General features: G+C 48.8%; 10 protein-coding genes and 2 pseudogenes. 2 read left to right on the top strand and 10 right to left on the bottom strand.

Going from position 1 to position 14,616, the window contains the following annotated elements; genetic code table 11:
• Positions 1–314: 314 nt before the first annotated feature.
• The 6 genes from cyoE to SOHN41_RS18685 all read right to left on the bottom strand — a co-directional run bounded on the left by cyoE (position 315) and on the right by SOHN41_RS18685 (position 5,744).
• Positions 315–1,247, bottom strand: coding sequence for a heme o synthase (gene cyoE / locus SOHN41_RS18710; protein ID WP_007652094.1), 933 nt, complete (start codon positions 1,245–1,247; stop codon positions 315–317).
• Positions 1,248–1,260: 13 nt separating this feature from the next.
• Positions 1,261–1,602 (bottom strand): cytochrome o ubiquinol oxidase subunit IV, encoded by a 342-nt coding sequence (cyoD, locus tag SOHN41_RS18705; RefSeq protein WP_007652088.1) that lies wholly within the window; start codon positions 1,600–1,602, stop codon positions 1,261–1,263.
• Positions 1,602–2,222 (bottom strand): cytochrome o ubiquinol oxidase subunit III, encoded by a 621-nt coding sequence (cyoC, locus tag SOHN41_RS18700; protein ID WP_007652087.1) that lies wholly within the window; start codon positions 2,220–2,222, stop codon positions 1,602–1,604. The genes cyoD and cyoC overlap by 1 nt, the downstream gene beginning before the upstream one ends.
• Position 2,223: 1 nt before the next feature.
• Positions 2,224–4,203 carry a cytochrome o ubiquinol oxidase subunit I gene (cyoB, locus tag SOHN41_RS18695; RefSeq protein WP_007652085.1) on the bottom strand — a complete coding sequence of 660 codons (1,980 nt, stop codon included), beginning with the start codon at positions 4,201–4,203 and terminating at the stop codon, positions 2,224–2,226.
• A gap of 2 nt (positions 4,204–4,205) precedes the next feature.
• Positions 4,206–5,234, bottom strand: coding sequence for a ubiquinol oxidase subunit II (gene cyoA, locus SOHN41_RS18690; RefSeq protein WP_007652084.1), 1,029 nt, complete (start codon positions 5,232–5,234; stop codon positions 4,206–4,208).
• Positions 5,235–5,423: 189 nt separating this feature from the next.
• On the bottom strand, positions 5,424–5,744 hold the full coding sequence (locus SOHN41_RS18685; RefSeq protein WP_007652083.1) for a hypothetical protein: 321 nt from the start codon (positions 5,742–5,744) through the stop codon (positions 5,424–5,426).
• Positions 5,745–6,373: 629 nt separating this feature from the next.
• Here SOHN41_RS18685 and SOHN41_RS18680 point away from each other — a divergent pair.
• Together SOHN41_RS18680 and SOHN41_RS18675 are read left to right on the top strand one after the other, a co-directional pair.
• Entirely contained in the window at positions 6,374–10,003 is a 3,630-nt protein-coding gene (locus SOHN41_RS18680; RefSeq protein ID WP_007652082.1) for an EAL domain-containing protein, read from the top strand.
• Between the two features lie 75 nt (positions 10,004–10,078).
• Positions 10,079–10,556: pseudogene (locus SOHN41_RS18675) on the top strand (cytoplasmic protein).
• A gap of 55 nt (positions 10,557–10,611) precedes the next feature.
• Here the strand turns inward: SOHN41_RS18675 and SOHN41_RS18670 are convergent.
• The 4 genes and pseudogenes from SOHN41_RS18670 to SOHN41_RS18655 form a co-directional block, all read right to left on the bottom strand.
• Positions 10,612–12,103: pseudogene (locus SOHN41_RS18670) on the bottom strand (DUF3300 domain-containing protein).
• A 147-nt stretch (positions 12,104–12,250) separates the two neighbouring features.
• Positions 12,251–13,615, bottom strand: coding sequence for an ATP-binding protein (locus tag SOHN41_RS18665; RefSeq protein WP_007652074.1), 1,365 nt, complete (start codon positions 13,613–13,615; stop codon positions 12,251–12,253).
• Entirely contained in the window at positions 13,608–14,303 is a 696-nt protein-coding gene (locus tag SOHN41_RS18660) for a response regulator transcription factor (RefSeq protein ID WP_007652072.1), read from the bottom strand. Before SOHN41_RS18660 ends, SOHN41_RS18665 begins: the two co-directional genes overlap by 8 nt.
• A gap of 2 nt (positions 14,304–14,305) precedes the next feature.
• Positions 14,306–14,608, bottom strand: a complete 303-nt coding sequence (locus SOHN41_RS18655; RefSeq protein ID WP_037459675.1) for a PepSY domain-containing protein — start codon at positions 14,606–14,608, stop codon at positions 14,306–14,308.
• Positions 14,609–14,616: the final 8 nt, after the last annotated feature.

Here is a 14,616-nt window from a genome sequence, read left to right as displayed (position 1 = left end):
CCTATGATGGCAAAGCGCATACTGCAGCTTATAGGATGTCAGTAGTGAATGGGGGAGGCTCGCAAAAGCGGTTGGATAGAATGTTAATTAAGCTGGAATATTCTTCGAGACAATCGAACCGTCATATGGCGGCGTCGATGGGTTCTTACAGATGCTAGGTGTGGATATCGAGCAGACGCGTGCTAACTTGCTTAAGCAATGATGTCTGGGTTGATTTGGCTCTAAGAACAAGAGCTTGGGTTGTCTTTGATGGGAATGGCAATAAAAAAGCGCTAACCTAGGTTAGCGCTTTTGTTTTTGAATAAAGGTTATGTTTATCGCACTAAGGTAAACAGTGGGGTTTGACTGACCGCTTGAAAATCCAGCGCCATAGTTACACTGAGTGCTGTGATGGTAATAATTGAAAAACCAAACACTTGTCTGGCCCAACGTGGCATATCCACATCTTGACGATAACCTTTGAGGGCCATAGTTAGCCACCAGAGGCTGGTGGCACAGGTCACGGCCATAAATGCTGTACCTGTGTAACCTGCGAGTGGCAGCATGGTGCTGACCAAGGCGAACACTGCGATATAGAGCACTATATGGTGCTTCGCCTTGGCCATCCCTTCGGCGACGGGCAGCACGGGGATCTTCGCGGCTGCATAGTCATTAAAGCGGAAAATCGCGATGGCGTAGGAGTGCGGCATCTGCCAGAGACTGAACATCAGTAATAAAATCACTGCGCCCATATCCATTTGACCTGTCACGCTGCAATAGCCCACCACGGGCGGTACTGCGCCCGAAAAGCTGCCGACTAAGGTGCCGTAAACCGAGTTTCGCTTCATATAGAGGCTATAAATCCCGACATAAACGACATAACCAATAGCGGCAAACAGCAGGGCTAAGGCATTGGTGAACAGGGCTAAGATGCCGAATCCAAGTACGCCTAAGGCGATGCCAAACAGCAAGACATGGCTTAGGGGGATTTCGCCTGTGACGGTGACGCGTTTGCAGGTGCGCTGCATTTTGGCGTCAATGTCACGGTCGATACAGTTATTAATCGCACAGCCTGAGGCGACGACTAAGGATAATCCCACTAAGCTTGCCTGCATCAAGACCAGATCCACATCGCCCTTAGCGGCCAATAGGAAGCCGCCAGCAACGGAAATCAGATTCCCGAAAATGATGCCAGGCTTAGTGACCTGTACATACCCTTTGAAGCGTGCTTTCCATTGCGTCGATGTCAATCTAGCTTGTGTGTTCATTTGCTGTGTCTCGTTACATCATCAAAGCGTTAGCTTCGAGAATGATCCATACCGACAAGCCAACCACCATCACGATGATCAGCGCGGTAAATAGGAAGGAGAAGGTGTTGATCTTGCCTTCCTTAGAGAAGTCCAAGTGCAGGAAGTACTTAAGGTGTACCAAAATCTGCACCAGTGCCGCGACAACGACGATGGCGAGCGTCGTCGATTGCTCGAAGTGATGGGTCATTACCGCCCAGAATGGGATGGCAGTTAACACCACTGACAGCACAAAACCGACTAAGTAGGACTTGATGCTGGCGGCCAGATCATCTGCGCCATGGCTATGGTCATGTGATTGAGTATGTGCGCCCATTACAGTGCTCCCAATAAGTACACTACGGTGAATACGCAAATCCACACTATGTCGAGGAAATGCCAGAACAAGCTTAAGCAGCTCAGGCGAGTGATGCTGCGGTTACCTAAGCCCGTTTTGGCGACTTCAATCATCATAATCGCCATCCAAATTAACCCAGCGGTCACGTGCAAGCCGTGCATGCCCACTAAGGTGAAGAAAGATGACAGGAAGGCGCTGCGTTGTGGGCCATTGCCATGTTCGATCAGGTGATGGAACTCATAGACTTCCATGCCGATAAACACACAGCCCAGTGCAAAGGTAATGGCTAACCAAGTGAGAGTCGTCAACCTGTTGTGGCGCTTAGCGAAAATCAACGCGAAACCATAGGTAATACTACTGAGCAGCAGGGCTGCGGTTTCGATCAGCACAAAGTCCAGTTCGAAAATGTCTTTACCCGATACACCGCCGTCGGTGTTCATATAGAGCACGGCGTAGGTGGCAAATACCGATGCAAACAGGATGCAGTCGGTCATCAGGTAGAGCCAAAAACCAAACAGGGTGTTGCCACCCGTATCATGGTGCTCGTGGTGCTCCTCGGCGTGAGCAACTTCTAAATCAGCTGGGATTGCAACACTCATATCAGCCCCTTACTACATTGTTTAAGTGAGCATTTTCAATGCGTGCCACTTCATCGGGTTGAACGTAATAGTCGACATCGTTGTTATAAGCACGGAATAAGAACACGATAAACGCGCCCACCATGCCCACAATCGCGAGCCACAGAATGTGCCAAATCGCAGCAAAACCAGCGGCGGTAATGCCCAGCGCCATTAAGATACCGCTCGGGGTATTCTTCGGCATATGGATTGGCTGATAGTGTTTTTGGCGTTGATATGCGGTGCCTTTTTCTTTGGCATCGGTAAAGGCATCGATATCAGACACTTGTGGCAACTTAGCAAAGTTGTAGAACTGTGGTGGTGAGGCGGTTGACCATTCCAGTGTGTGGCCATTCCATGGGTCGCCCGTGGTGTCACGGTTTTGGTCGCGGTCACGGATACTCACGTACAGTTGCACGAATTGCAGAATGATACCGACCATGATGATGCAAGCACCCACGGCAGCGATATAGATCCACATGTTCCATGCAGGGTTATCAATGTGGTTGATACGGCGAGTCATACCCATAAAACCGAGTACATACAGCGGCATAAAGGCCACATAGAAACCAATTTGCCAGCACCAGAATGAAGCTTTACCTAAACGCTCATTTAAGTGGAAACCCGTCGCTTTCGGGAACCAGTAAGCAAAACCGGCTAAGTAACCGAACACGGCACCACCGATAATGGTGTTATGGAAGTGAGCGATCAGGAACAAGCTGTTGTGCAGTACGTAGTCGGCACCAGGTACGGCCAATAACACGCCCGTCATACCGCCTATGGTGAAAGTCACCATAAAGCCTAAGGTCCACAGCACTGGCACAGTTAAGCGCAGGCGGCCGCGGTAAATAGTGAACAACCAGTTAAACAGTTTTACCCCGGTTGGAACCGCAATCACCATAGTCATCACCCCGAAGAAGGCGTTGACGTTGGCACTTGAGCCCATGGTGAAGAAGTGGTGTAACCAAACGATGAAACCTAGAATTGAAATCGCACCACTCGCCCACACCATAGAGGTGTAACCGAACAGGCGTTTAGAGGTAAAGGTTGAGATCACATCGGAGAAAATACCAAAAGCAGGCAAAATCAGGATGTAAACTTCAGGATGTCCCCACGCCCAAAACAGGTTGATATACATCATGGCGTTACCGCCACCGTCATTGGTGAAGAAGTGGAAATCCATGTAACGGTCGAGTGTCAGCAGAGCTAACACAGCGGTTAAGATAGGAAATGACGCAACGATCAATATGTTCGCCCACGTACAAGTCCAAGTGAAGATTGGCATTTGCATCAGCTTCATACCTGGCGCGCGCATCTTAAGCACAGTCGCGATAAAGTTGACCCCGGTTAAGGTTGTCCCTATGCCCGAAATCTGCAGTGCCCAGATATAGTAATCGACCCCAACTCCCGGACTGTAAGCCAGTTCAGACAACGGCGGGTAAGCTACCCAACCGGTACGGGCGAATTCACCTAAACCTAATGAAATATTGATCAGCACGGCACCAGACGCAGTTAACCAGAAGCTGAGGTTGTTCAAGAAGGGGAAGGCAACGTCGCGGGCACCGATTTGCAGTGGCAGCACTAAGTTCATTAGACCGATCATAAATGGCATCGCCATAAAGATAATCATGATCACGCCGTGGGCAGTGAAGATTTGGTCGTAATGTTCTGGTGGCAGATAACCTGCGGCGCCATTGGTGGCCAGTGCCTGTTGAGTACGCATCATGATGGCGTCGGAAAAACCGCGGATCAGCATGATGAAGGCAAGCACTATGTACATGATACCGAGGCGTTTATGGTCAACCGAGGTTAACCAGTCGTGCCAAAGCACGCCCCATTTTTTGTGTTTAGTGATCAAGGCTGCGACGTACAGGCCTATCACGGCAACAACCGCAAGGGTCACCATGATGATAGGCTCATGATACGGGATCGCATCTAAGCTTAATTTACCGAGAAAAGACATGATTACTCCGCCTCCACTTGGTGAGTGGATGAGTGTTCTGTAGATGAAGTGTCAGAATGGGTTGAGCCTTCCATGTCGGCCATCTTCTGGTCGCTCGCCATATGCGCCATATCGTGGTGCATGCCAGCCATATTGTGGTCGGCACTCATGTGTTCCATACCTTCATGGCCTGCCATGTTCTCGTTTGAGTCCATGTGCATGTATTGCATAACGATTTGATCGAACATGCCGTGACTCACTGAGCCAAAGTATTCAACAGGATTGTTTTCACTTTTCTGTGCTAAGGCTTGGTAAGTCGCAGAGTCTAAGGTCTTAGTCGCCTGTTGTTTGGCCTTGGCTACCCAAGCATCGAAGTCGGCCGCCGTTGGCGTGGCAATGGCTTTAAACTTCATGCCCGCAAAACCTGCGCCGCTATAGTTAGCGGAAATACCGTCATAGGTACCGGGTTCGTTGGCAATCAGGTGCAACTTAGTCGTCATCCCAGCCATTGAGTAGATTTGGCTACCTAACTGCGGGATAAAGAAAGAGTTCATTGCGGTATCTGAGGTGATCTTAAAGTTCACTGGCACATTGGTTGGGAATGCCAACTCGTTTACCGATGCGATGCCTTGTTCTGGATAGATAAATAACCATTTCCAGTCCATCGAAACCACTTCAACCGTAATCGGTTTTGCTTCGTGTTTGAGCGGTTTATAAGGGTCGAGATCATGGGTCGAGCCCCAAGTGATCACGCCTAAAATCACAACGATCACAATCGGCACAATCCAAACCACGGTTTCAATCGCACTTGAATGGGACCATTTAGGGGCGTAAACCTCATGATCTCGGCCATCGCGGTATTTCCATGCGAAGAACAAAGTCATGAAGATGACGGGGATAACCACAATCAGCATGAGTAGGGTAGCGATGATGATCAGGTGCTTTTCATCGACACCGATCTGGCCCTTGGGATCCAATACGCCGCCATCACAGCCTGCGAGCATCAGGGCGATCGCCGCGAATGCTACTTTACTTAAATTTCGAATTAACAAAGGAAGATTCCTCTAACCCTAAGGTTTACAACTCTGCCCAGAGAGATTGGCAGTAGCATTGAGCGGTGTTATCCGAAGGCAAATCCGAAAGTGGCTCGAGCGCGGCACAAAAAATGCCTACCACCCCAATGCAAGATTGAGGATCGACTTTCAGCGCTTAATGCTAAATTTGAATTTTAAAACAGAGAGTTACAATGGTGGGGCGCGACAACCGTGCGCAAGGTGCTCGAGGGATTTTAGCCTTGGGGGTGCTAAAAACTGGGCAGCATTAGTTAAATCTAAGCTGTTGAAAAACTTGAAGCCATTGTCGAACAGATTCCACAATTGCTTAATAATCTGGGGGTCGAGCAGTAATATGCTCAGCAGCGTGGCGCCGAAAAACTCGATTAAAAATCCATCGCTCAAGGTGATTAACTCACCAATATCGATACAGCCGCCGACCATCACTGACACTAAGTCAGCTGCGGGCAGCACAAACAGTAACCCAAAAAGTAGGGTTAGGTTTGTCATACTGAAGTGGGAGAACCTCGCAACGAGATTCAATCCTTCAGCGATAAATTGGCTGAGTGCGAATTTCAATTAACAGGTCCGGCTGAACGGGAGGAAATCGTTGGCTGAATAAAAATTCAAGCTGCAACTTTTTTGTGCGGGCGGGAGGATAACAAGAAGCGGGGATTGATTGAAAGTGGATCCCAGGCTCAAAACGGCATTTGCATTAAAAAACCTTAATTAAAACCAAGTTAAAACAATTTGATAACCAATTTAACCTAATTTATATGGATTACGCTCGCAAAAATAGGGTTAATGTGAGCTAAATCAGAAAATGTCTTGGGTTAAATGTGAACAATTTGAGGCGTGAAAATCACCTAAATGCACCGCTGCTCCATCCATTTTAGCGCACTTATCTACACGAAATTTGAGCTGACTAAATATCTCCCTCAATGCTCTCCATTTCAATACCTCATTGAGCGCTTGGCGCGGGTCTAGCAGATTTCACCGCAGCAAACAGACTCTTCACGGGGAGTTTACGGAGGCGATTTAATACTGAATTTACAATTAGCATTTACTAAGCTTGAGATTGATTTGTGGATTAAGGCATTATGGAGCCTATCTGAGTTGCGGCTTAGTAATAAAAAGGATTGAATATCAAAGCATTTGCTCATTCTCTTAAGGTCAATTTACTCCTTGCCTTGGCTTACTTTGCTGTTGGCAAAATTGGGTTGTTGATTGCCTTACCGCCAGGTTATTCAGCTGCCATCTGGCCTGCGGCGGGAATTGCCATTGCCTCCTGCCTCCTGTGGAGCAAGCATTCGCCTTGGTTTGGCATCTTGCTCGGTTCTTGGCTGCTTAATATCAATATCGGCGGAGCACTTCATTTAGGTTGGCTGCCCTTAGTGATCGCATCTGCATCTAGCTTACAGGCCTATGTCTCCGCCAATTGGGTCCGTCGTATTGACCCCTTGGTAACCTTAGATAAACCCAACACTGTTATTAAATCCTGCCTCAGCCTCGCCTTGACCTGCATGATTGCCACGCTGTTTGCTAACGCCGCCTTGGTGGCCAATGGCACTATTCCTATTAAGGATGTATTAGGGAGTGCGGTAAATTGGTGGATTGGTGACTTACTCGGGGCGGTGATCTTTATCCCGCTCACTATGCTGATATTCGACCACCGTTCCATTTGGCGCTCAAGGCGCATTCAGACAGGACTTCCGCTGTTAGTCGGTTTTTTATTCTGTGTCGGGATTTATTACTACTCGGATATGAACCAACGGCAACAACTGCAAGATAAGTTTCAAATTCAGTCTAATGCTATTATCAATAGTGTTGAGAGTTTTCAGGAGTCGAATCTACAGCAAGTGATTGCACTCGCGAGTTTATTCGATAATAGCGAACAGGTCTCTCAGGACGAATTTATTCAGTTTGGTAAGCGTAACCAACTGCAATTAGATGGCTTTCGGGCTTGGGCTTGGTCGCCACTGATTGCCGCGAGTGATAAAGACAGTTTTGAGGCCGAGACCAGCGCCGAGTTAGGTGAGCCCTATAAGATTAGATACTTAGACGGTGGAGAGCCTAATCCCGATGGTTGGTTGGTGCCGGTTAAGTTTGTACAACCTTTGAATACCAGCCGAGCCGCCCTTGGCATTGATATCAATGGCGAACCAGCTAGGGCGCTCGCCATTGCAAAAGTTCGTATGACGTTATCGCCCGTGATGACGGGTAAGATCCAGTTAGTGGAGGAGCCTAATGGTCCAGGCGGTACACTCTTCATTGCGCCAGTATTCGACCGTTTAGGCAATATAGAGGGTTTTTGCTCGGCGGTGATCGATCTGCAATCGATTATCAACGAAGTGGAGCAGGTCAAAGGCTTGCATTGGCGCCTGACTGACATGAGTGCTGGCGGGGCCTTGCTCTACACCAATAGTAAGAAGAAATTTCCTGATTTTGAAGGCAATATTCATAGTGACAGGATGGGCCAGTATTATCAGGCTAACCTAATGCTGGCCGACAGGCACTGGCATATAGTGATTTACGAGTCTTACTCCACCTTGATGGGTGACACCTTTAGCCTGTCGCTGCTGATGTTGCTGCTCGCCTTTATTACCTGCGCCATAGTAGGCGGTATGACGTTAGTGTCTTCGGGGGAGCGCTACCGTATTGCCGAAAAGGTAGCGGAAAAAACCATGGCACTCTCAAAGGAGATTGCCCGTAGCCAGACCTTCCAAGCCACCTTAATGGAGAGTGAGCAAAAGTATCGTACCCTGTTCGATAAGGCGCCGGTGGGACACGCCTTAAAACGGCTAGAGGATGGGCAGTTTGTCGCCATCAACCAAGCCTTTATTGATATTACCGGTTATACCCTTGAGGAATTGCAGGCCCTAGACCCCTGGGAACTCACTCCTATTCGTTATCGCTTGAGTGAAATCGAGCAACTCGAACGCCTCCAGCAAACACGGCGTTATGGTCCATACCAGAAGCATTACCGCCATAAGGATGGGCGGATGGTGGCGGTGAGGCTGAATGGCTCCCTAGTCACTGCCGACGATGGTGAGCAGCTCATCCTGTTTATTGTGGAGGACATTACCGAACAGGAGCGCACCGTCGCTCGGGTGAATCTATTGGCTCAGGTATTCCAACAAAGTGGTGAAGGCATCACCATCATGGATGCCAATGACATCATAGTGGATGTGAATAGCGCCTTTACGCAGATCACTGGCTACTCAAGGGACGAGATCATAGGCAAAAACTGCCGCTTCCTTGAAGCCGACCGCACCGACCGCAGTATCGATGCCAGAGTTCGTGCCGGCCTCGAGCAGACCGGATTTTGGCAGGGTGAAGTTTGGGATCGGCATAAGGATGGATATGATTTTCCAAAATGGTTGATGATGTCAGTGGTGCGGGATGAAGCGGGGTCGGTCAGTCATTACATTGGCAGCTTTACCGATATCAGCGAGCGCAAAGTGAATGAGGAGCGTATTCACTTCTTGGCCCACCACGATTCTTTGACTCTGCTGCCGAATCGCTTGAGTCTGCAATCGCGTCTGGAGACGGTTTTTCAGGAGGCCTTCGTCAGTCAAACCCAGATTGCCGTGATGTTTATCGATATGGATCATTTCAAAAATATCAACGATACCTTGGGGCACCATGTCGGCGATATGTTGTTGCTCGAAGTCGCGCGGCGCTTGAAGAGTATTGTGAGCAGTGACGATATCGTTGCGCGCTTGGGTGGCGATGAGTTTGTGGTGGTGTTGTCCGATACGGATCACGATAGGGTCGCTAAGGTGGCTGAAGCCCTGCGTAGTGGTTTGAATCAGACCTACATCATTGATAGCAAGCCTTTACATTCATCACCTAGCATAGGCATCAGCCTGTTCCCAACCGATGGTGACAGTGTTGAGGCGCTCATGAAAAATGCCGATATGGCCATGTACCGCGCAAAAGCGGCGGGGCGCAATAACTATCAGTTTTTCACCGCCGCGATGAATACCTTAGTGACCGAGCGCCAGCAAATCGAAACTGGGCTCAGGCAGGTCATTGCCCGTGATGAGTTACGACTGCATTATCAGCCACAAATCGATATCAACACCGGACAAATGGTGAGTGTTGAGGCGCTGATCCGTTGGCAACATCCTGAATTGGGATTGGTTGCCCCCGATCGTTTTATTCCTATCGCAGAAGAGATAGACATGATTATCCCCATCGGCCAATGGGTATTAGAACAAGCACTCGTTCAGTTGGCCGAATGGCACGAAAAGGGCGCTAAAGGACTGCGGATGGCGGTTAATCTTTCGGCCCATCAACTACGCAAAGACACCATAGTGGCCGATATTATCAATGTGCTGACCAAGCACAAACTGCCAAAGGGGGCGCTCGAACTTGAAATTACCGAGAGTGTCGCCATGCAGTATCCCGAGCAAAATGCCAAGTTACTGGCCGAGTTGCGTCAGCATGGTATCGAGTTAGCGATTGATGACTTTGGAACGGGTTATTCATCACTTTCGTATTTGAAGTTATTGCCCTTAGACAGACTCAAGTTGGACAGATCCTTTGTGAAGGATATTGAGAACGATCCGAACGATGCCGCCATCAGTGCGGCGACGATTTCAATGGCGCACGAACTGGGGCTGACCGTGGTGGCCGAAGGGGTCGAGAATGAGGCACAACTGGTGCTGCTCTCGAGCATGGGCTGTGATTTAGTGCAGGGGTATTATTTTAGTAAACCACTGGCTGCAGATGACTGTTCCCGTTTTATCGAGCGCAATTTTTAAGCCGTTTTTTATCCATTTAGAACTATACTTGGCTAAATCTGGCGATGGAAAGATGGATAAATTAAGGACGGCTTTATGCAAGTTATCTTCACCAAAGGTTCGAAGCGTTATGGACAATTGCGCTGTGTCCGTATGGATGGCAGCGCAACCCAGACTCAAATGCCCGAACAGGGGATAGCACCCCACGATATGATCCATTATGTAGTTGAAAAACGTCTGCATATTCAAGGAGCATTTTTTGCTCAAGTCCGAGCTGGCGCCGATATCAGCTTTTCCCTCGAGCATAATGAAGCCTCCCTCGCCGTTGCGGAGAAGACCCAAATCTGGCAAACCGAGTCGATAGTCGAATCCCTGCAATCTCTGCTGTGGTCTGCCGATACGCCGACCTATGCCGGATTTTTTATACCTGTTAGAGCAGAGCTGCGGTAATCGCAAATTAGCGCTGCCCGAGGTATCTCAATCGGACTTTGAACATATTATCAACGAGATAATGGAGTTGACCCTCGAGTGGCAGGGTTTAGGAGAAGGCCAGACCTTGACCTTAAAGTTCTAAGCACTTAAGCATAAAAAAGAGCGCGAATATTCGCGCTCTTTTTTATGCTTGATGTTTATTCCCTGTGGCGACGCTCTTGGCTCTGTGCCGATCTGCCTTGGTTATGCTCGACGCTGCGGGCCGTTTGTATATTTTGGCGGGGTTCGCTCTGTCTTACTCGTACTTCTTCCCGCTGTCTTGGAGCCGTTTGACGAGGTTGTTCCATGCGCTGTGGTTCGGCACGTTTTATCTCTGGGCGTATTTCCTGTCTTTGTGGCTGAGCTCGTGTCTCAATATTGCGTGGCTGCGAGTCACGGCTTTGATACTGCCTTTTGTGGGTTGTCCTTGGTTTGTTCCCTCGATGCCTTAGCCTGCATTTGTCTTACCTGATTATCATGGCGGGCATTGTCATTACGCTCTTTCTTGTAACCTTCCCTGTTGGCTTGTGCTGAGTTTGTTGGTGCCACACGACGCTCTTTTAACTCGGCTTGGGTGTTTTGGAAGCTAGGGGCACGTTCACGGCTGTAGTTATTGCCCTTGTCCTTATCGTGGCCTCTGTTGCTAGGGACTTTGTTGTCACGATTATACCGTGCATCTTGGTTTTCCCTCGATTTTGAATACTGACTAGTAAAGTGCTGACCACTGCCACTAGAGTGGGAATCGCGACCTCGGAACTTACTGTCACCGTAGTAGCGTTGTTTCACCACGGGGTTATGGTAAACCACACCGCGTCTGTGCTCGGGTTTATGCTTCCAAGGTTGAGCACCATAGCTGACAGTGTATCTCTCCCGTGGGCGATAGTGATGGGAATGATGGTGGTCAATCACTACGACCCTGTGGTTATGCCAATGGAATGAGCTGAAAAAATAGTTAAAGGAAATATGGATCCCGGGTGACCAGTAGAAGTAACTATGGCTTGGGCGATAAGGGTAGCCAACATAGCCGCCAAACTCCCAATAAACGGGAGGATAGGCCACGCCCCAACGCCAAGTGCCGTAGACAACTCGGGGATCGTAGTAAGGCACATACACGACTTCACGGCGCGCTGGTTCTATGATGATCTGGTTATTCGCGCGGGTAATGGCCATATTGTCCATATTGGCCAAACTGTTAGCCTTATCCGCCTGTTGTCTGAGTGACTGAATACCATCCATAACCTGAGCTTCATCGGCTAAAAAGGCTTCCCCTAATCTCTGGGTCCAGTCCAGATCTTCACTCATTTTCTGCAATACATTGGGGAAGGCCATCAGTGCTTTAACACTCGGGTCCCATTCCTTATCTTCGGTGCGTGACATCACTTGCTCGACCGATAACTTAGGATGATCCTCCAACCAACGTTGTGCCTGAACCACTTCGAGTGGATAGGTAGAGGCAATCAGAATATGGCTCAACAAACTGTCGGGATAGAGTGCAATCGGTGCTAACATTTGCTCGAGTTCGGCCTGACCTATCGCGGTGTTTGAACCTTGACTGACCGATACGCCTGCAGCTTGGGTTGGTGCAGTGAACGGTAGGGCAACTAATGCCACCGATAATACTAGCCAGTTCCATCGATGTAATCTGTTCATGATGTGCTCCAATAATCCTGTTTGAGGATGTTATTGGCATCATAGGCGTTTGAATATGAACATAAGCTGAAAGTGTTTTGCGGTGCCCAACAGTGTGTCGCCGGGCTATTTTTATTTAAATGTTATTTATCTTATTGAAAATAAAGATTAAGCAGAGTGAATAAAACTGAGGCTAAATTTGGCACCACCTAAAGTTTCTGAACGCGATACGGAAATTCGGCCGTTATAGCTGTCAACTAAGTCACGGACAATCGCCAACCCAATTCCATTTCCTTGGCGATAGGAATCTGCACGGATCCCCCGTTCAAATATTTGAGTTTGCAGGGCTTCACTGATCCCTGGGCCATCGTCTTCGATACAAATCTGCAATTGGTAGGCATCACCCGTTACGGTTAGTTTGACTGTGGATTTTGCCGCCTTACAGGCATTGTCGAGCAGGTTGCCTAAAATCTCGGTGAGATCGGCTTCATCCCCCTTAAATACCGCGTGCTCGGCCATGTCAGCAGTCAGGTTTATCTGCGGCTCTCGGTAGATTTTCGCTAAGGTTCGCAGCAGTTTTGTGCCGACCTCGTCGACCCGGATCCCCAAATGCCAAGAGGCCGCCGCGGCTGTCTGGGCGCGCTTGAGCTGATGGCTAATGATCCGACTGATATTAGACACTTGCTCACTCGAGGCCTCGCTTAAATCCGCTTGGCTCTTAATAACCGCCAGTGGCGTTTTCAGGCTATGGGCTAAATCCGCGAGGGCATTGCGATAGCGCTTGCGCTGGGTCTGTTCGGTATTGAGCAGGATATTGAGTTGCCTCGCCACCGCCTGTAATTCATTAGGATATTGGCTGCTTAACTGGGTCGATTTACCTTGCTCAACATCGTGGAGTTCTTGGGTGAAGCGTGCCAGCGGTCTGAGTGTCCACAATAACCAACTCAATTGGAACACGAGCATGACTAACATGAGAATCGCTAACCAAGTCCAAAGCTGTTGATTAAATTGGTCAATTTGTTGTTGGAATTCTCGCTCATCCTTAATGATATGGATAGTGACGGGCACATTTTCATTCAAACTCGCAAAGCTCACGCTAAAGCTATAGATAAGGTGTGGCGCCCCAGCAAGGTCGATTTGTTCGAAGGCGCTTTTGCCCGTGGGGGGAATGGTAAAGTGCTCGGGTGGCGTGATACCCATAAAGGATTGCGAATGCCAGACTATGGTTTGCTCCTGCTTTGCATCTTCAGTGGTAGCTATGGCATAAAGCCCCGATTGAATAAGATTAAAACGGTTTTCGAGTACCAACTCGGGGATGAAAATCCGCTTATTTTCAACTTCGGTGACCGCCAATACCGAATAAACATAGGCACTGAGCTCATTTTTAGTCGCGCTCTTTACCTGCTCGGTAAAGGCGTCGTTGAGGGCGACGCCGATCAGTGGCAGTAACACTAAAATAAATAACAGTGCACTGAGAACGAGCCGTGCTTTAAGGGAATTTAGTAGTTGCCATGCCAAGGCGCGTTTACTCATCGGCACCTTGCTCTGGTGTTAACACTCTTAGGCGATAGCCTTGGCCGCGCAAGGTTTCAATCAGATTGTATTGATTATCAGGGTCGAGTTTTTTACGTAGGCGGCGGATAAAGACTTCGATAACATTGGAGTCCAAATCAAAATCCTGATCATAAATATGTTCCGTGAGTACAGTTTTCGATTTCACTTCACCCTGATGCAGCATAAAAATTTCAAATAATTTGTATTCGGAGCCGCTGAGATTAATGAGCAGCTTGCCCTTGCGCACTTCTAAACTACTGGTATTCAAGCTAAAAGGGCCATTATAAATCAACGGACTCGCCTTACCTGCCGAGCGGCGGATCAGCGCTTTCAGGCGGGCGACTAGCTCTTGGGGATGGAAGGGTTTTGTCAGGTAGTCATCGGCACCCGCGTCTAGACCCTCGACTTTATCTTGCCAGCTGTCCCTTGCGGTGAGGATTAGGATCGGAAAATCGCGCTCTTTTTGACGCACACTGCGGATCAGGGAGATACCATCGAGTTTGGGTAAGCCAACATCGATAATGGCGGCGTCGTAATTATATTCAAGCGCTTGAAACAGCCCCTCTTCACCATCGCTAGCAACATCTATGCTGTACTGGGCGTCGAGCAGGTGTTGCTTTAAGTTGCTCTGTAGTTCGATATCATCTTCAACCAATAAGAGTCGCATAGTTAGTTCCTCGACACCCGGCCCGTGGCGGCATCTACCGATACGGAAAAGACCTGCCCATCGTTATTGAGGATTTTGACGCGATAGCCAGTACCACTCGATTGCACACTCAGCACTTTGCCACGGTATTGGCGCTGCACCATAGCCACGGCCTGATCTGGGCTGTTAACCACGAGGCGACGCTGCTCATGTTTAGCCCCTTGATTACGAGATTGGTTGCGATCATCCTGTTTATCATTTCCCGCCATACAGCTAAGGGATATGCACAAGCAAGCGATCAGTGGCAGTGTCAAACCAAGTTTCATATCTGGTA

Source organism: Shewanella sp. HN-41, from assembly GCF_000217915.1.
In the GTDB taxonomy this organism is placed as follows: domain Bacteria; phylum Pseudomonadota; class Gammaproteobacteria; order Enterobacterales; family Shewanellaceae; genus Shewanella.
Note: the sequence above shows the minus strand (reverse complement) of the source record. Positions and strands in the feature narration are given on the sequence as shown.

Coding starts and splice junctions, on each gene's coding strand:
- SOHN41_RS18655 (WP_037459675.1), bottom strand. CDS start 14,608: ATGAAACTTGGTTTGACACTGCCACTGATCGCTTGCTTGTGCATATCC.
- SOHN41_RS18685 (WP_007652083.1), bottom strand. CDS start 5,744: ATGACAAACCTAACCCTACTTTTTGGGTTACTGTTTGTGCTGCCCGCA.
- cyoC (WP_007652087.1), bottom strand. CDS start 2,222: ATGAGTGTTGCAATCCCAGCTGATTTAGAAGTTGCTCACGCCGAGGAG.
- SOHN41_RS18665 (WP_007652074.1), bottom strand. CDS start 13,615: ATGAGTAAACGCGCCTTGGCATGGCAACTACTAAATTCCCTTAAAGCA.
- cyoD (WP_007652088.1), bottom strand. CDS start 1,602: ATGGGCGCACATACTCAATCACATGACCATAGCCATGGCGCAGATGAT.
- cyoE (WP_007652094.1), bottom strand. CDS start 1,247: ATGAACACACAAGCTAGATTGACATCGACGCAATGGAAAGCACGCTTC.
- SOHN41_RS18660 (WP_007652072.1), bottom strand. CDS start 14,303: ATGCGACTCTTATTGGTTGAAGATGATATCGAACTACAGAGCAACTTA.
- cyoB (WP_007652085.1), bottom strand. CDS start 4,203: ATGTCTTTTCTCGGTAAATTAAGCTTAGATGCGATCCCGTATCATGAG.